At 40.2% G+C, this 21,607-nt stretch carries 17 protein-coding genes and 1 pseudogene; 9 read left to right on the top strand and 9 right to left on the bottom strand.

All coding sequences use genetic code 11. From position 1 onward, the window contains the following. Positions 1-2: 2 nt before the first annotated feature. From ACDG22_RS09755 to ACDG22_RS09725, 7 genes and pseudogenes are all read left to right on the top strand, one after another. Positions 3-958, top strand: a pseudogene (locus ACDG22_RS09755) (FimB/Mfa2 family fimbrial subunit). A 124-nt stretch (positions 959-1,082) separates the two neighbouring features. Next, a complete protein-coding gene (locus tag ACDG22_RS09750; protein ID WP_007567884.1) occupies positions 1,083-2,312 on the top strand; it encodes a hypothetical protein in 1,230 nt (409 codons plus the stop codon). Between the two features lie 95 nt (positions 2,313-2,407). Then, positions 2,408-2,992, top strand: coding sequence for a condensin complex protein MksE (locus ACDG22_RS09745; RefSeq protein ID WP_007567882.1), 585 nt, complete (start codon positions 2,408-2,410; stop codon positions 2,990-2,992). Further along, entirely contained in the window at positions 2,976-6,635 is a 3,660-nt protein-coding gene (locus tag ACDG22_RS09740; protein WP_270230397.1) for an ATP-binding protein, read from the top strand. The genes ACDG22_RS09745 and ACDG22_RS09740 overlap by 17 nt, the downstream gene beginning before the upstream one ends. 52 nt (positions 6,636-6,687) lie before the next feature. Continuing rightward, positions 6,688-7,086, top strand: a complete 399-nt coding sequence (locus ACDG22_RS09735; RefSeq protein ID WP_118484927.1) for a hypothetical protein — start codon at positions 6,688-6,690, stop codon at positions 7,084-7,086. Further along, a complete protein-coding gene (locus tag ACDG22_RS09730; protein WP_270230396.1) occupies positions 7,086-8,387 on the top strand; it encodes a DUF3440 domain-containing protein in 1,302 nt (433 codons plus the stop codon). The genes ACDG22_RS09735 and ACDG22_RS09730 overlap by 1 nt, the downstream gene beginning before the upstream one ends. Then, positions 8,384-8,956 (top strand): IbrB-like domain-containing protein, encoded by a 573-nt coding sequence (locus tag ACDG22_RS09725; protein ID WP_022125007.1) that lies wholly within the window; start codon positions 8,384-8,386, stop codon positions 8,954-8,956. The genes ACDG22_RS09730 and ACDG22_RS09725 overlap by 4 nt, the downstream gene beginning before the upstream one ends. Before the next feature lie 205 nt (positions 8,957-9,161). Here the strand turns inward: ACDG22_RS09725 and ACDG22_RS09720 are convergent, their stop codons facing one another. Together ACDG22_RS09720 and tamL are read right to left on the bottom strand one after the other, a co-directional pair. Then, positions 9,162-9,389: a DUF6965 family protein gene (locus tag ACDG22_RS09720; protein ID WP_270212084.1), complete on the bottom strand. Its 228-nt coding sequence runs from the start codon at positions 9,387-9,389 to the stop codon at positions 9,162-9,164. Between the two features lie 10 nt (positions 9,390-9,399). Then, on the bottom strand, positions 9,400-11,718 hold the full coding sequence (tamL, locus tag ACDG22_RS09715) for a translocation and assembly module lipoprotein TamL (protein WP_007567871.1): 2,319 nt from the start codon (positions 11,716-11,718) through the stop codon (positions 9,400-9,402). 107 nt (positions 11,719-11,825) lie between these two features. Here tamL and ACDG22_RS09710 point away from each other — a divergent pair, with 107 nt between their 5' ends. Next, positions 11,826-12,599, top strand: coding sequence for a TrmH family RNA methyltransferase (locus tag ACDG22_RS09710; RefSeq protein ID WP_007567870.1), 774 nt, complete (start codon positions 11,826-11,828; stop codon positions 12,597-12,599). On the opposite strand, the gene ACDG22_RS09705 is transcribed toward ACDG22_RS09710, so the two are convergent. The 5 genes from ACDG22_RS09705 to ileS all read right to left on the bottom strand — a co-directional run bounded on the left by ACDG22_RS09705 (position 12,591) and on the right by ileS (position 18,537). Continuing rightward, positions 12,591-12,917 (bottom strand): hypothetical protein, encoded by a 327-nt coding sequence (locus tag ACDG22_RS09705; protein WP_007567869.1) that lies wholly within the window; start codon positions 12,915-12,917, stop codon positions 12,591-12,593. The genes ACDG22_RS09710 and ACDG22_RS09705 overlap by 9 nt on opposite strands. Beyond that, on the bottom strand, positions 12,914-13,804 hold the full coding sequence (locus tag ACDG22_RS09700; RefSeq protein WP_007567868.1) for a DUF4296 domain-containing protein: 891 nt from the start codon (positions 13,802-13,804) through the stop codon (positions 12,914-12,916). The genes ACDG22_RS09705 and ACDG22_RS09700 overlap by 4 nt, the downstream gene beginning before the upstream one ends. Next, positions 13,801-14,448 (bottom strand): lipoprotein signal peptidase, encoded by a 648-nt coding sequence (locus tag ACDG22_RS09695; RefSeq protein ID WP_007567867.1) that lies wholly within the window; start codon positions 14,446-14,448, stop codon positions 13,801-13,803. The genes ACDG22_RS09700 and ACDG22_RS09695 overlap by 4 nt, the downstream gene beginning before the upstream one ends. Positions 14,449-14,546: 98 nt before the next feature. Further along, complete coding sequence (locus ACDG22_RS09690) at positions 14,547-14,927, bottom strand: TraR/DksA family transcriptional regulator (protein WP_007561736.1); 381 nt, start codon at positions 14,925-14,927, stop codon at positions 14,547-14,549. 121 nt (positions 14,928-15,048) lie between these two features. Beyond that, the gene (ileS, locus tag ACDG22_RS09685; RefSeq protein ID WP_270230394.1) at positions 15,049-18,537 is read right to left on the bottom strand and encodes an isoleucine--tRNA ligase; all 3,489 of its coding nucleotides are present in this window, start codon (positions 18,535-18,537) and stop codon (positions 15,049-15,051) included. Positions 18,538-18,798: 261 nt separating this feature from the next. On the opposite strand from ileS, the gene ACDG22_RS09680 reads away from it, so the two are divergent. After that, positions 18,799-19,707: an AEC family transporter gene (locus ACDG22_RS09680; protein ID WP_007567864.1), complete on the top strand. Its 909-nt coding sequence runs from the start codon at positions 18,799-18,801 to the stop codon at positions 19,705-19,707. A 149-nt stretch (positions 19,708-19,856) separates the two neighbouring features. Here ACDG22_RS09680 and ACDG22_RS09675 read toward each other — a convergent pair whose 3' ends face one another. Then, a complete protein-coding gene (locus ACDG22_RS09675) occupies positions 19,857-20,525 on the bottom strand; it encodes a bifunctional 4-hydroxy-2-oxoglutarate aldolase/2-dehydro-3-deoxy-phosphogluconate aldolase (protein ID WP_007567863.1) in 669 nt (222 codons plus the stop codon). A 36-nt stretch (positions 20,526-20,561) separates the two neighbouring features. After that, on the bottom strand, positions 20,562-21,584 hold the full coding sequence (locus ACDG22_RS09670; RefSeq protein ID WP_007567861.1) for a sugar kinase: 1,023 nt from the start codon (positions 21,582-21,584) through the stop codon (positions 20,562-20,564). Positions 21,585-21,607 lie beyond the last annotated feature (23 nt).

Here is a 21,607-nt window from a genome sequence, read left to right as displayed (position 1 = left end):
ATATGAAAAAAATCACTTTAGGAGCACTTACACTCTTACTCATCACGACAGCTTGTAGAGATGACAGTTATACTCTCTCTACTGAATCACCCCCCAATCTTGTTACTCCCGCTCTACATACCCGTGTGAGCGATTCTCAAAGACCTCTCACGGGTATAGTAGAAGCTTATCCTTGCCTCCAGGGAAGCTCTATTTATTTCGGGAACTATGTAAACAATACGCTAAGCGTGTTCTATGGTTTTTACAATGTTCAGGATGGAAACATTGTAGGAGATAACAACCGAGAAGTATCGCTGCCTGTCGGCAAATATAACATTGTATATTGGGGAACTCCCAAATATGAAGAACCTATTCATACAACCCCAGCCATTGATGAACCCGGGCTATCTATTGGTTCAGACTTATCTAAATTGTATTTCGGATTGAGACAATACAATAAAGATACTACATATATTCCTGTATACGATCTGGTACACACCAACAAGGAAGTAAATATCGGACAAGAGGATCTGGAAGCCAATATGAAACGGGTTGTAGCAGGACTCAAGGTGATTGTCAAAACAAAAAACAATGCCGTCATCAACTCCAACATTACAGATATGCAGGTTCTTATCGGTGGAATAGCTGAAAAAATCAATCTGTATACAGCCGAACCCGAAAATAAGACAAAGACTGTCAAGTTTGATCTGGTACGTTCTGTCGATAATACCGAAATGAGTAATGCAATGGTAATGGTATTTCCTTCTGCCCCAACCCCTTGCTTACACTCCTGATTACGTTGAAAGATGGTAGCGTACACACGCTGTCGAAAAATCTGGAATCGACATTGGTTGCCAATACACGTCTGACAGTAAACATTGTTATCGGAGATATTTTTGCAGGGGGGAGTTCCGGAAACTTCACTATCGACAACTGGAATGAATCCAGCGAAACGATTGAATTTCCAGTGGTGGATTGAAGAAGAACAAGCTCCTTTCGGGGCTCCCCTGCTCTAGAAGAAAGATAAAGGAATAAGACAAAACATAAAAAATTAGGAAAAATCCTCGCCAAGCTATAACTTTGCGAAGATTTTTTATAATATTATGTACATATTCCGTTCTATACACGAAATCATAAACACCGTCGCCGCAGCAAGAGGGCTGCTGACGGAAATGTTCGAGAAAAGAAAAATACTAAGCTTCAGATACTCCGATGCACTGGCTTTGCTGAAAGATGATGAAAACCGTCTGAAACTACTTATAGAAAAAGAAGTAATTCATCAGAACGGCAACTTTGTTGAGCTGGATGCACGGTTTATGGATTTTTTCGAACTGTTACTTGAGGCTAATGAAGAAATCAATACAGCCGTGATAGATGAAAATATCGAGTATCTTCACGAACTGATGGATTATTATCTCAAAGAACGTATCGCAACGCGTAAGGCTAGTTACGTAAGAAATATCAAAATTACTTTTCAGAAAATAGCTCGTACTACGATACGTAATATCATGAATTTGCAGACCAGCATCGACAATGCTTTCAAACATGAGCCTACCTATCAGATAAAGATTGCCAAGCTGGAAAACCTCGATAAAAAACGAATCAATATCCAGCAGCTGATTGATACGACGGAAAATCTGATATTGCACGAAGAACGACAATTCTTCCAACAAGCAACTGATGATGAGCTGAACCGGATTTTGCTGGAACTTCGCCGGGAATTACAGCTTTCAGCGCATAGTCTTATCCGGGCACAGCAGGATATCATCAATTACCTGAATCAGATTAAGAGTCAAGTGATACTGGTAGAAAAAATACGCCGGGTAAAATATTTGCAAGATCAGTTTGAACTGCGTGCCAAAAGTAATCTCGCCGAAGTACTGGAACGTGAGCACTCCATTCTTTTGGAAGGAACAGCACCGTCATCATTCAAGCTTTCCATAAATTACTTGAATACCGATGAGGCACGTCCGATCATTCTGAAAGTAATGAAAAACCTCCAGCATCGCGAAACCATACGAAGCAACGAAGCTGGTGCGTTCAGCGATGAAGATCTGGCATCTCAGTCAATGTATCAGGAAACAATAAGTCTGGAAGAAACGGTCGGCAACTATATTCAGGCACAAACTGAAGCAATGTGGAAAGATGCCACTGCACAGCCAGAAGATCTGTTCTCTTTCCTGATGCGCTATCCATTCCGTCAAGAAGTCAGTGAGGAAGAACGGACTACCCTCTTTTGCCAGATTGTATCACTATACGAATCGCAGTTCCGTATCAGTGAAGAATTTGGTATTTACAAAAACTATGAATATGCTCGCATCTATCCGATATAAAGGAGGATCGCATAATAAAAAATATTCACTTTAGTTCATTCCGGTAAACATTCGGAATACATGCTAAAGTCAATCAGAAAAAATCAATAGATTATATGGAACTAACAATAAGAATACCCGATCATACAGCGGCTATTTTCGACTATTTGCAAAAAGGTCTGTTTATCAGTTCAAACAGTACAAATGAAGACGTACGCGATTTATATGATATTATAGACGATGACTTCGAAGCTCTGTCGATTTATTTTGCACAGATAGGCTATACACTGGAGCGGGGAAACGAATATTTTTATTTTTCTCGTACAGAACCTCGTGTTACACTGGAACAAAAGATTCTGCGTGCCTATTACTGGATTGATGTTCTCGACTTATTTAAAACATACGATGAAACTTTCGGACCGGGCTATCGTTTTCAGCCGGAACAGATATTGGTGGAAGCCAACATCAACGTCATGTTGCAGAACAAGCTGGACGGGATACGTAAACATTTCTCCGATAAAGATGTACGCAAAGAGGTGCTCGATAATATGATACGGCAGCTTACCCGTGACTCTTTTCTGGAACTGGAAAACGAAAAGAACAATACATATAAAGTAATGAGTTCCTGGAATTATCTGGAACGCCTGATTGAAAGTATTAACATTTACGATGACAGCCAAGACGATGAGAAACCTGAATAGAATTATATTTGTAAATAGTGCAAATATTCCTTATGCCGATGATATCTATTTGGATGGGAATGTACACTTTATCGGTACACAGGGAGTAGGAAAAAGTACCGTACTTCGCTCTATCCTCTTTTTTTACAATGCAGATACACAAAAGTTGGGAATCCCAGTTGAAAAACAGAGCTATACGGAATATTATTTCCCCTACGCCAATTCGTATATCATCTATGAAGTAGCTACTGAGAACGGAGCTTTCTGTATCCTCAGTTTCAAGTCGATGAACCGAGTAAGCTACCGTTTTATTGACTCTCCTTACCGGAAAGAGTTTTTTATCGATCCGGAAACCCGTATTGCCTATACCGGAGCCGACCGGGTACGTATGCAGCTCGATTTGCAGAACGTAGACTACTCACGTATTATTTACACTTTCGATGAATACCGGAATATTCTTTATGGCAATGGCGTTTCATCTGATATGAAGAAATATTCGCTTATGGAAAGTAAGCAATATCAGAATATTCCTCGTACAATCCAGAATGTCTTGCTTAACTCTAAGCTGGATGCTGAATTCATCAAAAAGACAATTATTTCATCCATCAACGAAGATGAAACTGCAGTCGATCTGAATAACTACAAGGAGCATCTGAAAAATTTTGAAGTCCGTCTACGTGACATCGAAGAATTCCAAAAACGCGAAACACAAAAGCAGGCTAAAGAAATAACATTATTGTCGGCACAGGTTTCGAAACAGCAGACAGCACTGGCCCAAGGTTGCCGCGAACTGGTTTCTGCCTTTATCAAGGCTAAGGAAGCACTTCCACAATGGCAAGAAAAAAAACAACATGCGGAAAGTGAGCGCAACAAGTTGATTACTCGCCGACAAGAACTGCAAGAGCAGTCACGCCATCGCTGTGACAAATTGCAGGAAACACTTGCTGTACTAAACAATGAGCTGCAAAAGGCACAAAAGAAGGAAAAAGATTATGCTCGCCAACAAATTGAGCAGGTAATGGAGCATTCTTCACGAAAAGAAGAATGGAAAAACCGCCGCGACGGATTACTGGAAGAACAGCGTATTCTCACTTCCCAATATACAGAGATCTCAACAAAATATAAGTCGCTTATACAGAGCCTTGATGAACAATGGAATAAAATTCATGAAGCAAAACTCAAGCAACTGGATGAGTTGAACAGCACATATAATGCACGCATTGAGGAAGGACGTCTTCGCCACGAAGCTTCTACCGAAGCATTATATCAGGAATACGAACAACTCTCACAGCAACTTCACCCTGAGAAGAGTGAAAAACAGAGTGTGCTGACAGCTATTGATTATCAGATGCAGCTTTGCCGGAAAGAGATGTTCTTCGAAACAGAACAAGAAGAACTGAAGCATCGCATACAGTCGTATACCGGCATGCATATGAGTAAAAAGAACCGCATCAACAACGCACAACTCATCATCAAGGAGATTACGCTGAAGTGGGAAGAAGAATTGCAGCACGGAACAAAAGAAAAAGATGATGCACTAACCAGACTGCAACTGGAACAGCAGCAGCTGAAGCCACGTGTTGACGAACTGGAAACGTTTTTACAAAACAGCCGCAATACATTACAGGGATGGCTCAAGGATAACAAACCAGGATGGGAGGAAAACATCGGTAAGCTTTGCGATGAGTCTATCCTCTGGCAGACAGGTTTGTCACCCCAATTGCAAGATGCAGGCGAGTCTTTCTACGGAATTTCAATTGATCTGGCTGGAATAAACCGACATATTAAATCCATCAACGATTATCAGAAAGAGAAAGAAGCCGGCACTTGTCGTCTGGAAGAAATAGCAGCAGAAACAATCCGATTGCAGAGTGAAAAAGAAGAGCTGGAAGAAACGCTGAAAAGTAAATATCAGCCGAAAATAAAAGAGCAAAAAGATATCATCGCTCTACAAGAATATGAACTGGAAAAACTGGAACGACAATATCAACAGGATATGCTCGATCTGGAAAACTGGAAGAAAAAGGCCGAAGCAGAAAGAAACCGCAAACTTCACGAACTGGAAGAGCAAAAAATGCAGGCTCATAATGAATTGCAACAGACAGAAAGCAAGCTGAATAATCTAAACAAAGAGAAATCGGACAAGCTGAACAATTTAAAGCAAGAATGGAACAAACTGTTGCAAAATCTGAACAACGAAAAAAGTGCACAGGCAGACAACATACGCAAGGAAGATAAAGAGGAACAGCAACGGATAGCTTCTGTAAAGGCTGAATACGAAAACGACATGCAAAAGGAGCTCCACACACAGGGAGCCGATACAGAACGTCTGCAAAACATTGCAGAACAATTGCAGAATATCGAACAGGAACTTCTGTTTATAAAAGACCATGCTGCACTCATCATCGAGTATCAGAAGGATAAACGCGATTTGATTGACCAAATTCCGACATGGCAACGTGAATATGACGAGCAAAAACGTTTATTAAACAACGAGAAAGAATCTTTACATAAAGAAACAGGAGCCCTGCAAAGTGAAATAGACAAGCTGAATAAATCACTGCATGAAGCAGAGGAAAATGTACGCAGCTTATCCGGCAACCTGGATGCGTACGAAAAAATTCCTGCATACGACTGGTACAAGCCTCATCAGGATATTTTCCGTTCTGAAAATGGTACGGAAACTGAAATAGCCGTTCAAAAAGGATGTATCGAACTGATTGATGAACTGGGACGCATGGAAAACCAGTACATGCAGCTTCAGAGTCGCCTGCGCAAAGAAGTAAATCTCTTTACCGGACATTTTGACGAGGACAATACGTTTAAGTTCAAAACGAAATTCAATGAAGATTGGGAATATATACGTTTTGCCGATGAATTACACGACTTTGTAGAAGAAAATAAAATCAACGAATTCGTGCGTCGCATCAACAACGAGCATTCGGACATCTTCAAACGTATCAGCATGGATACTTCCATGCTTACGGCCTCGGAAAGTGATATACAGGATCTGATAAGCAAGGTAAACAAAGGATTCCAGACATGCAATTTCGTAGGAGTAATCCAACGTATTGAAATGAAGGTAGAAGAAAGCAGCAACCGAGTGGTAAATGCTTTGAGAGCCATACAGAAATATTACAATGAACATGCTTACGACCTTACTCCGGGCACAAACTTGTTTTCCAGCGAAAACGAACAATTGGTGAAACAGGAAGCTATCGCTTTATTGCGTGATTTCATCAAAGAAATGCACGCTTACCGGTATGACAAGATCCGTCTATACGATTCGTTTGAATTACGTTTCCGCATCATAGAAAACAACAACGACACCGGTTTTGTCGAAAAGTTGTCGAATGTGGGTTCGGAAGGAACAGATATCCTGGTAAAAGCAATGATTAATATCATGCTGCTGAATGTATTCAAAGAAAGTGCTTCGCAGAAGTTTAAGGACTTCAAATTACATTGCATGATGGATGAGATCGGAAAGCTACATCCTAATAATGTAAACGGAATCCTAAAATTTGCAAACGACCGAAACATTATTCTGATTAACGGTTCACCTACGGAACTGAACCGTGACGCATATAAACACGTATATCTGCTCACTAAAGGGGCTCAAAGCAAAACCCGCATAGCCCGGCTGATCTCAGATCAGAAATTGTAAATGTTCTCTTTTTTTAATACCTTTGCTAGGTACGAAAAAGAAAAAGCAATTTATGATGCAGATACTGAAACTACAAGGAACCGACAGACAACTATACCGGCTGGTAGGCCCTTTGGTTATGAATCCGAAAGTCCTGCAATACAACAACGGATATCCGTTTAAAACCGGAGAACACTATGTATGGTATATTGCAATAGAGAAGCAAAAAGTAATGGGATTTATTCCATTAGAAATGCGTAAAAACGAACATATCATCAACAACTACTACGCTGAAGCAGAAACCCACGACTATATTCTGGATACACTGCTAAATACAGTCCTTACAGACGAGGAAGAGAGCACACAGCCTTTATCGGCTGTGGTGCAAACTCCTCATCAGGATTTGTTCGTACAGAAAGGATTTGAAATAACAAAGAGTTGGAAACTATACATAAAAATGCAGAAGGCATAATGGAAGCGACAGTTCAGGAACAAAAAAATGTCTACGAATTAACCCAGGAGCGTCTACGAGTAATATTCAACGAATTTGATAATGTCTATGTGTCTTTTTCTGGAGGCAAAGACAGTGGAGTATTGCTGAACTTATGTATTGACTATATCCGCCGCAATAACCTTAAGCGGAAAATAGGTGTATTCCATATGGATTATGAGGTTCAATACAAAATGACTATCGATTTTGTAGACAGCATTCTAGAAAAGAATAAGGATTTACTTGACGTATATCGCATCTGTCTTCCGTTTCGTGTCGCAACCTCAACATCAATGTATCAGTCTTTCTGGCGTCCGTGGGATGAAGAAAAGAAAGATCTCTGGGTTCGCCAGATGCCTGAAGGTGCTATAACAATAAAAGATTTCCCCGAGTTGAAACCAGACACATGGGACTACGATTTTCAGCTTTACTTCGCACAATGGCTGCATAAAAAGAAAAAAGCTACACGTACTTGCTGTCTGGTGGGTATACGGACACAGGAAAGCTTCAGTCGCTGGCGATGTATATTCCAAGTTCCTAAGAACATTCTGTATCATAAGTATATCTGGACCTCAAAAATAGGAAATGATATTTACAATGCCTATCCTATATACGATTGGAAAACGACAGATGTATGGACAGCAAACGGTAAATTCAAATGGGACTATAACCCTTTGTACGACCTCTATTACAAGGCAGGAATCAGCTTAGAACGGCAACGGGTAGCCAGCCCGTTTATCAGTGAGGCTATCGAAAGTCTTGCTCTTTACAGAGCCATTGATCCCGATACATGGGGAAAAATGATAGGACGCGTAAATGGGGTAAACTTTTCGGCTATTTATGGAAGCACACATGCCACGGCAAGGCAAAAAATAAAACTGCCAGAGGGATATACATGGAAATCATTTATGTACTTTTTACTATCCACACTTCCTGAAAAGACACGCAACGGCTATCTCCGGCGTTTGAACGTCAGCATTAAATTCTGGCGAACAAAGGGAGGATGCCTGAGTGACGATGTCATACAAAAACTGATAGATGCTAAAGTTCCTATAGAAATAGTAGACAAAAGCAACTACCGTACACATAAACATCCTGTAAAAATGGAATACCAGGAAGATATAGACATTCCTGAATTCAGAGAAATTCCCACATACAAACGCATGTGTATCTGCATTCTCCGAAATGACCATGCCTGCAAATACATGGGCTTCTCTCCTACAAAGGAAGAGATCAGCAAAAAGAATAAGATTATGGAAAACTACAAAAATATTTGGCGATGAGTGATAACGAAAATGAATATAAAAGTCCTGTTTATAATGTAAAGGCTGTACCAGTAGAAAAAGTAGTAGCAAATGATTATAATCCCAATGTGGTAGCTCCTCCAGAAATGAAACTGCTGGAAATATCCATTTGGGAAGATGGATTTACCATGCCGTGCGTTTGTTATTATAACAAAGAAGCAGACAAATACATTTTAGTTGATGGATTCCACCGATTTACGGTACTAAAAACCTCCAAACGTATTTATGAACGAGAAAAAGGCCTGCTTCCTGTCGTTGTGATCGATAAAGATTTGTCAAACCGCATGGGATCTACTATTCGCCATAATCGTGCACGTGGAACTCATAACATCGAACTCATGTCACACATTGTTGCCGAACTGGACAAAGCAGGAATGTCGGATCAATGGATTATGAAAAACATCGGAATGGATCGAGATGAATTGCTCCGACTGAAACAAATATCCGGTCTGGCCGAACTTTTTGCTGATGCCGACTTCAGTATTCCCCAGCCCAAGCCTGCATATATTCCAATACCGGAAAATGACGATGAAGTAAAATCTGAATAAATTAACCCGCTCTTAAATACAATAAATCATACGTGTAATAAAATAGCCCTGTCATCTTTCATTGGAGTACATCCTGAATGTTTTATACCTAAGATGTAAACTTCCTAGTAATGACAGGGCCATTTTATTGTAGACAGAACAGTCAGGTTCAAATTGAGAGTTCCTCTTTATTGAACTAAACTTAGATAGACTTGTACTCTCCTTTTCAGCTTTCAAGTTTTGCCTTAATATTTTCCAGTAGAATCAGGCATCCCTGCATTTTAGGATTTTCAAAACAAGCTTCAGCCTGATCGAATAAACGTGCTACTGTTTCTTTCAGATTAGGTGTATTAGTTGCTTTATCTACTTGTAAACCTTGAGGTAAATCTTGATTAGCAAACCAATCTTTCAAGGCTTTCAGTTCTTCTTTCTTATAAATTTTTCTTTCTTCCATATGATAATGATTAAAACGGATATCCCACAGCAAAATGAAATGCAAAATCGCGTTTGAAGTCAGGAGATATAATGGGGTAACGGTCACGACCAGTATACATCGGATTGACAGCCTTCATACCTCCATCGAAACGTAAAATCAAGAAGTCCAGATCGAAACGTATTCCCAATCCATAAGATACGGCAAGTTGCTTATAAAAACGATTAAACTTGAATACTCCTTCCGACTGTATTCCCTGATTCCGTATATTCCAAACGTTTCCGGCATCAATAAACGCTGCTCCATTCAACTTCCAGAATAAAAATGTCCGGTACTCCAAATTCAGGTCCAACTTAATATCTCCCGTATGGTTGACATAATCTATCGTGTTTCCATCCCCACGATAAGAACCTGGTCCTAAAGAACGTACCCGCCAGCCACGTACACTATTAGCACCTCCGGAAAAATATAACTTTTCGAAAGGTAAACTCTTAGAATTCCCATAAGGAACCGCAACTCCTAATCCGGCATGAAATACCAGCGAATTGCGCTCATCGATAACGAAGTTTTTTGCATAATCTATGTCAGCCTTCACGTACTGTGCAAAATCTATATTAGCCAACTGATATGCTTCGCCGTATCGTGGTTTTTTATTTATCAAACGCGAAAAGGCATACAACAAATTACCAGCTTCTTCTATATTAAAGCGCACAGAATACGAATTACGGTTTGCCGTAGTCATCGTATTTCCTCCAGCACTATTATAAGTATAAGTATATCCCAAGCGCACAATGAACAAATCTTCGTAACTATGTCTCAGCAATGGATTAACCTCATCCATACGATCCAGATAATCGTCGAATGTAGGTGAGGTATAGGGCATATAAATATAATTTATATCCAGCAAGTCAAAACGATGATTAGCCTTTCCTCTCCGTGTCCAACGATAGCTCCAGGCAGCAGAAGCTAAAGTACGCTCAAATTCCGGACGAATCTGCCAATTATATTTTATACTGACCTCTGAAGTCGCTTTAATACGTTTTTTAAAGTCGGAAGACAGAAACGGGAACATAAATTCAGGGAAATTCAAACTGCTCTCCACACCGTATTCCATATAGTTACTGCTAGTATATCCTTCCAGTCCACTCACAGCTTCATATGCTCCCCTCAATTTAATTGTAAAAGTCTCAGAACCTTTAAACAGGTTACGATGCGTATATGAAGCCGACGCTGCTGCTCCCAAATCACCAGCAGAGTTTGTTCCTTCTATTTCGAAAGACAATGATTTATTTTTATTTCTTGACAATGTGATATAAGCATCCAGGTATGCTGAATCATTTTCTATCACTTCGTTGAAACGAATATTTGAATACTTCAAGATAGACAAACGGGACAGCGCAGAGTAAGTATTTTGTACACTCCTGCTTCTATACAAGTTTCCGGGTATCAGAAAGTTATAATCAGAAATTACTTTCGGACGCAGAAACAGCTTGTCTTTATAAAACAAACTGACATCTCCCGAACGCACAGAATCAAAACTTTGGAGTGCTTGTGCAGAAGGTACAGTAAAATCCGCATCCAATATATAATTGACATTCCGTATCCGATACTGGCGGTGTTCTTCCGGCATATCTTCCTTACGAATTTGAAATGAGGCCAGCTCCATTGTAAGGTCAACTTTATGGGTATTCAGCATCGTATCTGCCTGAAATGTGATAAAATCCTTATTAAAACGATAATATCCCCTGTTCTGCAAATATTGGGTTATACGTTGTCTTTCCTCATCCAGTACATTTACATCGAACCGCATTCCTTCGTGCAGTAATGTCTGTGCTGAATCTGCTTCCAAATAACTACGTATCTTACTATCTGCAATATCATAAGCTATATTATTTATGATATACGGTGATCCCGAGTGAATATCATAGGAAACCTTCATACGTTTGCCCTTCGCTTCTTCCTTCAAGTCGACAACCGCTCCCATATATCCCATATTACGCACAGCTTTTTCTATTTCCTGCTGTGTTTCTTGAGCCGCATCTTTACTGTATATTACAGGCGCATCTCCCAGTTTACGCCAAAAACGGTTTATCCATTTTGTAGAGTCCATGCCCGAAGCACTATAAATATATAAAGGGAATCTGAATAAACTGAACCATTTAGCATTAGGCGACTGACGTACGTACTGATTCATCTGAGATGATTTTATCTCTTTATTATCCGACTCTATTTTTACGTCATCCAATAAATATCCTCCTTCTGGAATAAATTTATTGACAGAACAGCCTGGCAGTAGCAGGACAATAAGCGTAAAACAAATATAGATATGTAAAAGAGTCGTTTTCTTCATCTCAAAACAAGGCGATATATGCAGAATTATATGCAAAGATAGGCAATAATTAAAAATATCTTCTTAGCTTTGTCAGTGAATATTTGTTATTTTATACACAAATACCCATGCTAAGTAAAAATAAAATTAAATATATCCGTTCGCTGGAATTAAAAAAGAACCGGAAAGAAGAACATGCCTTTCTGGCAGAAGGGAACAAGTTAGTAAACGATTTAATCAACCACTTTTCATGCCAGTTGCTGGTTGCTACCAAAGAATGGCTGCAAAGTCATCCCCATCTGCAAGCAGCCGAAATAATAGAAGTTACTCATGAAGAACTTTCACGAGCCAGTCTGCTAAAAACCCCGCAGGAAGTTCTTGCCGTTTTCGAGCAACCTCATTACGAATTCGATGCAAACGTAACAGAACAATCTTTATGTTTGGCCTTAGATGATGTACAAGATCCCGGAAATTTAGGAACAATCATCCGCATTGCCGACTGGTTTGGAATAGAGCATATCTTCTGTTCTTCCGGAACTGCTGATGTATACAATCCTAAAACCATACAAGCTACAATGGGAGCAATAGCACGTGTCAAATTGCATTATTGCAATTTACCTGATTTTTTAAAAAGTGCTTCTCAAAAGAATACCCCTATTTTTGGAACATTTCTTGATGGAGAAAATATATATACCCAAGAATTACCTGCCAATGGAATTATCATCATGGGGAATGAAGGCAATGGCATAAGCAAACAAATAGCAGAAATGGTTACTCACCGCATACTCATTCCCAATTACCCGCAAGGATGTGAAACAAGTGAATCATTGAATGTTGCAGTAGCTACTGCCATTGTCTGCGCTGAATTCAGGAGAAGAACTGCGTGGTCATCCTCACTTTAATAACGTAATACGACTATTTCCGGCAAATTCCATTAAAGAAACATTAAACGGATATATCCAGTATGCACGGAGAGCAGCTTCACAAACAGGAATTTTGCTTATACGCATTTTGAATTCAGAAAAATTCTCTTCCGGATTTTTCCATATCGGACAAGGAGAAAGTACGACCAATCCGGGAAGCCATTCGGTAGCAGAGATTTCTTCCGTAAACGGATAAAGCTTGCTTACTCTTCCATCTTCTTCAAGCTCTAAAACTTGGGAAGATTTTATTTCGGCTGTAAGCAAGCTATATACTCTGTGCGTAGCAAAACGTTTCATTTCCGATTTTCAATTTTTCTCATGGGCTGCATGATTGCTTTCTCCTGAAGTCTTACCTTCTTGCTCTCTGTATCCGGAAGGTCAACTTTTTGAATAGTATCGGCAACCAGCTCTTGTTCTTTCTCCATATTATGATAACGGGTCAGATGAATATCGTCAATCAGCACACTACTCTTAGGATTTTTCTCATCTGTGTAATATACAAACCCACTGATACTACGAATGGTGAAAGCAGAATCGGCGCGGACATACAAACGCTGTTTACCTGAACTAGATACTATACGAGTCAGCCCTTGCACACTATCATTGTCAAAGTAAAAGTTCAATGCCATTACAGCTTTTCCAGAAGGACGTCCATTTTCCGGCATAAAATGAAAATCAGCAGTCAGCTCCATTGCATCGTGCGGCTTGAAGGTTGTGTCAGCTTTCAAATCAAACATCAGTTTATTTGTCAGAACTGAAGCAGAAAGCCAATATAATGTCCGGTCTTGCCATACATCTACTGTATCTCCCGACATAGAAACATCAATCTGGTTATCACGTTTAGCTACCTGCACCTTCATATGTTTCTCTTCATTTTCAAAACGCTTTTGCAGGTTTTGATAAATCGTTGCCAGCTGGTCACTATTACGAGTATACCACACCATAGACGAGTCAAACTCCTCTTCCGTCACATGATGCTTCTGAAAAACATACTTAAAATAAGCGTCTTTTTTGTAGTTTTCCGTATACGAAACAGAGCTACTCATCGTAGAAGCTAAATGATAATCGTACAGCAGACTTTCCATTGCATCCGGCTGGATAATATCTTCCGGAATCTTCTTGCCACAACCTGCCATACCTGACAGAAAAGCAGCAACTAACAACCAACTAGCTTGTTTTTTCATTGTTTTATTTCTTTGGAGTCTTTAGGATGAGTACCATTGCTCAGATAACTGCTATAAAAAATAAGCAAGCTGATAATGCCACAACTAATTGCTGCATCGGCAAAATTAAAGATCGGGCTAAAGAATATGAAACGTTCTCCTCCCCAGAAAGGCATCCATTTCGGCCAGTGAGTATCAATGATAGGGAAGTAAAACATATCCACCACTCTGCCATGAAGCCAGTCGGCGTAACCTTGCCCTACAGGAACCCATGACGCAATCTGATAATGAGTGCTCTCACTGAATATTTCACCATAACAAACACAGTCGATGATATTACCTATTGCCCCTGCAAGAATAAATGCCAGACACACGACGTAACCGGTTTTCAGCTTCTCCTTCTGAGTCGTAATTTTATGCAGATACCAGGTAATTAATACGACAGCCACGATACGGAATAAAGTAAGAAACAATTTCGGCAGTACTTCCATGCCGAAAGCCATTCCGTTGTTTTCCGTAAAGTATATATAAAACCAGTCAGTTACATGGATATTCTCATGCAGATACATATGAGTTTTTATCCATATCTTTATTACCTGATCAATCAGCAAAACCGCAAAAACTATCAAAGCCGCCAGGCGTCCTTGTGTCAAAAATTTCTTCATAAATACCTATATACATTAACATATTTGTCACTCAGACAGGCATAATATGGTCTCTCTCCACTCATTTTACCTGTCTGAATGACAAATCTATCATCAAATTATTTCTTGCCCTGCTGCTTTGCTTCGATACTTAGTGTAGCATGAGGTACAGCACGGAGTCTTTCTGCCGGAATAAGTTTTCCTGTTTCACGACAGATACCGTAAGTTTTGTTCTCAATGCGCACCAAAGCTGCACGCAGGTTTTGAATAAACTTCAGTTGGCGAGCAGCCAGACGAGTTGTTTCTTCCTTCGATAATGTATTGGCTCCTTCTTCCAAAACCTTGTAAGTAGGTGATGTATCATCAGTATCATTACCGTCGGTATTCATTATACTGCTCTTCAGTTTTTCATAGTCGCGTTCTGCGAGCTGAAGTTTTTCCATGATAATGGCACGGAACTCCTCGAGTTCAGCGTCAGAGTATCTCGTTTTTTCAGCCATAAGATTAAGTATTTAAAAGTTAATAATAGTCTAAGATATGTAATCCGCTGCGCTTGTCACTTCCGAAAAAGAATTTTCTTTAGCAAGTAGCGTAGCGCATTACATTCTTATTAGTTCAATATCACAATTTTGTAACTTTCACATAAAGTGAGAAGTCATCGAAATTCAGTTCTGTTCCATCAGCAACTTCATCAGCCAGTGTCAGTGAATTTGCCAATACTTGGTTACAAATATAAGTATTATATTCGTTTACAGCACCATCCGTGTCAGGATTTTTAGATAAGACAATATTTATCTTATCAGTTATTTCAAAACCACTACTTTTACGTATATTCTGAATTCTGTTCACCAGTTCACGGGCAATACCTTCACGCTTCAACTCTTCTGTAACAGTTACTTCCAAAGCCACAGTCAGCTTACCTTCATTGGCAACCAACCAACCTGGTATATCTTCACTGAATATTTCTACATCAGTAGCTTCTACAACTGCTTCTCCACCATCGAGCTGGAATGTATACTTACCGTTCTTTTCAAGTTCAGCAATAGCCTCCTGACTCATTTCAGAAACAGCAGCTGCCACAGCTTTCATCTGTTTACCAAATTTCGGACCAAGTTTCTTGAAGTCACATTTTACCTTCTTCACCAATACTCCTGAAGCACCTTCCACAAAGCGAACTTCTTTCACGTTCACCTCGCTCATGATAAGATCCTTCACAGCTTCGATATGACGCTTCTGATCTTCATCAACTACCGGGATCATAATACATTGCAGCGGCTGACGAACCTTGATATTCACTTTACGACGCAAAGCCAATACCATAGATGTTACATCTTGTGCCATCTGCATACGTGCCTCAAGTTCTGTATTAATCAGGCTCTCGTCTGCAACCGGGAAGTTAGCAAGGTGTACAGAAACGACATTATCACGTCCTGTCACACTAATTAAGTCCATATACAAACGGTCTGCATAGAACGGAGCAATCGGCGCCATCAATTTGGCAACAGTTTCCAGACAGGTATAAAGAGTCTGGTAAGCAGAAAGCTTGTCAGCCGACATACTGCTTCCCCAGAAACGTTTACGGTTCAAACGAACATACCAGTTACTCAAATTGTCGTTTACGAAGTCAGTAATCAAACGGCCAGCCTTAGTCGGTTCGTAATCGTTATAGCAAGCATCTACATCCTTAATCAAAGAATTGAGTAAAGACAATATCCAACGATCGATTTCTGGACGTTCAACAACCGGAACATCAGCTTCTGCATATGTAAATCCGTCAACATTTGCATACAATGCAAAGAACGAATATGTATTATACAATGTACCAAAGAACTTACGACGCACTTCGTCTACTCCATCTGTATCGAATTTCAAGTTATCCCATGGTGATGAGTTGGTTATCATATACCAACGCAACGGATCTGAACCGAATTTTTCGATAGCACCGAACGGATCGACAGCATTACCCAAACGTTTGGACATCTTGTTTCCGTTCTTATCGAGCACAAGACCATTAGAGATTACATTCTTGTAAGCCACGCTGTCGAATACCATCGTAGCGATAGCATGTAGAGTAAAGAACCATCCACGAGTCTGGTCCACACCTTCAGCGATAAAGTCGGCAGGATAATAAGAACGGTTATCAACGATTTCCTTGTTTTCGAACGGATAATGCAACTGAGCATAAGGCATTGCACCTGAATCGAACCAAACGTCTATCAAATCGCTTTCACGCTTCATCGGCTTGCCACTGGCAGAAACCAATACGATGTCATCTACATACGGACGATGCAAATCAATCTTATCATAGTTTTCCTTACTATACTCACCCGGAACGAAACCAAGTTTCTTATAAGGATTCTCTGCCATAAATCCGGCAGCAACAGATTTTTCGATTTCATTGTAGAGTTCTTCTACCGAACCAATACAAAGTTCTTCTCCTTCTTCACTGCGCCAGATAGGAAGCGGAGTTCCCCAATAACGAGAACGGCTCAAGTTCCAGTCATTCAAGTTTTCCAGCCATTTACCGAAACGTCCTGTTCCAGTAGACTCCGGTTTCCAGTTGATAGTTTTGTTTAATTCTATCATGCGGTCTTTGGCTGCAGTAGAACGGATAAACCAGCTGTCGAGTGGATAATAAAGCACCGGCTTATCAGTACGCCAGCAGTGTGGGTAATTGTGCACATGCTTCTCCATCTTGAATGCAAGTCCAGATTGTTTCAGCATCATGCAAATATATACATCAAGTGATTCAGCAGCCTGAGCAGCTTTTTCATCATACTTGCCATCCACAGTAAACTGAGGATCGTATGCATTCTTCACCCAGCGTCCCTGATATTCCTTGTATTTTTCCACATCGATACATTCGTTTACAAATGTTTCGTCCAGTTTATCCATCAGATAGAACTTACCGGTCAGATCAACCATCGGGCGTGTTTCACCTTTCTTGTTAATCATAAACAGCGAAGGAATACCTGCTGCACGAGCTACATTAGCGTCGTCTGCACCAAAAGTAGGAGCAATATGTACGATACCAGTACCGTCTTCGGTAGTTACATAGTCACCCGGAATTACGCGGAAAGCCTTGTCAGAAGCTTCTTTCCAACTTCCGTCTTCCGCTGTTTCAACTGGTTTCACCCACGGAATAAGCTGTTCATATTCCATGCCGACCAGATCTGTTCCTTTATACTCACCTACTACTTTGAAAGGAATCAGCTTGTCGCCAGGTTTATAATCTTCCAGCGCCATGCCTTCTGTTTTTTTATTGAAATGAGCATAAAGCAGCGGCTTTGCAAGCACTGCGGTTATCTTCTCTCCATTATATGCATTGTAAGTCTGTACAGCTACATAATCAATCTTCGGGCCCACACACAGAGCTGTATTCGAAGGCAATGTCCACGGAGTAGTTGTCCATGCGATGAAATAAGGTGTACCCCACTCTGCCATCTCAGGCTTTGGATTTTTCATCTTGAACTGACCTACTACAGTCAGATCCTTCACATCACGATAACATCCCGGCTGATTCAGCTCATGAGAGCTCAATCCTGTACCTGCGGCAGGTGAGTATGGCTGAATGGTATAGCCTTTATACAACAATCCTTTGCCATAAAGCTGTTTGAGCAGCCACCACAATGTTTCGATATAACGGTTATCATAAGTAATATATGGATTTTCGAGGTCCACCCAGTATCCCATCTTATGAGTCAGGTCAGTCCATTCTTTTGTAAACTTCATGACATCTGTACGGCAGTGTTTATTATATTCTGCCACAGAAATGGTTTTACCGATATCCTCTTTCGTAATGCCCAAAGCTTTTTCTACGCCCAGTTCTACCGGCAAGCCGTGGGTATCCCAGCCAGCCTTACGCTTAACCTGAAAACCTTTCATCGTTTTGAAGCGACAGAATGTATCCTTAATGGTACGAGCCATCACGTGGTGAATACCCGGCATACCATTTGCCGAGGGAGGACCTTCATAAAATACGAAAGACGGATGTCCCTCACGTTCTGTCATACTGCGGGAGAAAACATCATTTTCATCCCATTTCTTCAGCACTTCCTTGTTCACCTCAGAAAGGTTGAGCTGCGAATACTCAGTAAATTTTTTGCTCATAATTATGTTGTTTTTATCTTGCTTCTTTTTATCACCAGGACATATCTGCCCTAAAATTAGGTTGCAAATTTATAAGAAAATTAGATATATGGAAAACTTTTTAAACTAATATTCACATAAACAAGATTACAGTCCTACTCCGGTTTCATCCAAATTTATTTTCAGCAACAAAAGAAAACAGGCGAAACAATGAGTAGAAATAATACTTAACTTTGCCTGGTTTCTCACAGAACCAGATAAACACAAAAAACAAACAAGCATATGAACGCAATCGTAACGCAAATGATTATCCTCTTCATACTGGTGGTCGTCGGATATATCATAAGCAAGAAAAAAATGATGGATGCGGATTTCGACCGCAAATTATCTGTTTTTGTCATCAATGTAGCATGTCCCTGTCTGATACTTTCATCGGTAATGGGCGACACTCTTCCCGACAAGCATTTTATAATACCTTTACTTATTGTCGGATTTGCTACTTATGTAATCCTGATAGGCGCCGGCTTTCTGCTGCCACACTATCTTCCCATAAAGGCAACCGACCGAGGTATCTATAGTTTTATGCTGGCCTTTGGGAATGTAGGATTTATCGGCTACCCTATTGTAGCCTCTATTTTCGGAGCTAATGCTGTATTCTACGCCAGCATTCTTAATTTTCCCAGCACCTTGCTGATATTTGTTTTCGGTACACTTTTTATTTCGGGTGATCAAGGGAAAATGAAATTTAAATGGGATACATTATATTGTCCTGCCATGATAGCCTCGTATCTTTCCATCCTGATCGTAGCTACCGGATGGATTCCTCCCAAAGTTATCAGTACGCCGCTTACTTTACTTGGAAATATGACCGTTCCTTCTGCTCTGCTTATCATTGGCTCTTCCATAGCACAGATACCTATCCGCCGAATGTTAGGTACGTCCAATATCTATATAACAGCAATCTTACGCCTGTTCGCAATTCCTCTTTTCATTTTATACCTATCACGGCTATACCATGTCGAACCAACCATTGCCAATATAAATGTAATACTGGCAGCCATGCCCGTTGCTTCTTATGGAACATTATTTTGTATACAATATGAAAAAGGAGAAACTATCATGGCACAAGGTACATTTATAACAACACTGCTATCAGTTTTAACGATACCGCTTCTTACCCTCTTTCTATAAAAAAGTTATCATTTACTGAAAAAAGAAGATTACTTTAATTATCAAAACAAGACATAAAAAAATGAGAAAGCATCGCAAAGTATGCGCTCACACTTCGCGATGCTTCTCACTTTATACACCTTTAAACAAAATGAACTTTTAGTTCTTTATTACTTACGAGCTTCTGCAATATATCCTAAAGCTTCCTTACATTTTTCTGTAACGTAAGCCCAGTCTTCTGCAGCAACTTTATCTTTAGGGAACAATTTAGAACCCATTCCCACACAGAATACACCTGCCTTAATCCAAGAAGTCAGATTTTCCTGAGTAGGTTCTACTCCACCTGTAACCATCAGCTTAGACCATGGCATCGGAGCAAGCATACCTTTTACCAGCTTCGGACCAAGAACATCACCCGGGAAGATTTTACACAAATCACATCCCAGTTCCTGAGCGAAACCAACTTCTGATACGCTTCCGCAACCCGGAGTATAAGCTACAAGGCGACGGTTACATACTTTTGCAATTTCGGGGTTGAACAATGGACCAACTACAAAGTTAGCTCCCAGCTGAATGTACAAAGCAGCAGTAGCAGGATCAACAACAGAACCTACTCCCATTGCCATTTCCGGACATTCTTTTGCTGCAAATTTTACAACTTCAGCAAATACTTCGTGAGCAAAGTCACCACGGTTTGTAAATTCGAAAGCACGAACACCACCGTCATAACAAGCCTTAACTACTTTTTTTGCGATTTCTGCATCCTTATGATAAAATACAGGAACCATACCTGTTGAACCAATCTTGTTCAACACCGCGATTTTGTCAAATTTTGCCATTTTATTTATAACCTAATATTTCCTTAACTGAATAAATTATCTCTGAACACGTCCGCTAGCATCACCACCTGCCAAAGCTTCAACTTCTTCAACAGAAACCAAGTTGAAGTCACCATTGATAGTATGCTTCAAAGCAGAAGCAGCTACAGCGAATTCCAAAGCTTCACCCTGGTTAGGTTTAGTCAACAATCCGTGAATAATACCACCAGAGAATGAATCACCACCACCTACACGGTCAATAATCGGATTGATATCGTAACGCTTAGAAGTATAGAATTCTTCACCGTTGTAAATCATAGCTTTCCAGCCATTGTGAGTAGCGGAGAACGATTCACGCAATGTAGAAATAACATATTTGAATCCGAATTCCTTAGCCATTGCTGTAAAGATACCTTTGTAGCCTTCAGCATCAGTTTTACCACCTTCAACGTCTGCATCAGGTTTAAAGCCAAGACAAAGTTCAGCATCTTCTTCATTACCGATACATACATCTACATATTGCATCAATGGGCGCATAATAGACTGAGCTTTTTCTTTTGTCCAAAGTTTCTTACGGAAGTTCAAGTCTACAGAAACTGTTACTCCATGGCGTTTTGCAGCCTCACAAGCCAGTTTAGTAAGTTCAGCAGCCTTATCAGAGATGGCTGGAGTAATACCAGACCAGTGGAACCAGTCAGCTCCTTCCATGATAGCATCAAAATCGAAATCACACGGATCAGCTTCTGCGATAGCCGAGTGAGCACGGTCATAAATAACCTTGCTAGGACGCATAGAAGCACCTGTTTCCAAATAATAAATACCTACACGATCACCACCACGAGCAATAAAATCTGTCTTAACACCATACTTACGTAAAGCGTTTACTGCTGATTGACCGATTTCATGCTTCGGCAGCTTTGTTACGAAGTATGCATCGTGGCCGTAATTGGCGCAGCTAACAGCAACATTTGCTTCACCACCACCGTATACAACATCAAAGTTATCAGACTGCACGAAACGGGTATTTCCCGGAGTTGACAATCTCAACATGATCTCACCTAAAGTAACAATTTTTCCCATTGTAGATAAATTTTATACTATTT

Source organism: Phocaeicola coprocola (assembly GCF_041333015.1).
GTDB lineage: Bacteria > Bacteroidota > Bacteroidia > Bacteroidales > Bacteroidaceae > Phocaeicola > Phocaeicola coprocola.
Note: the sequence above shows the minus strand (reverse complement) of the source record. Positions and strands in the feature narration are given on the sequence as shown.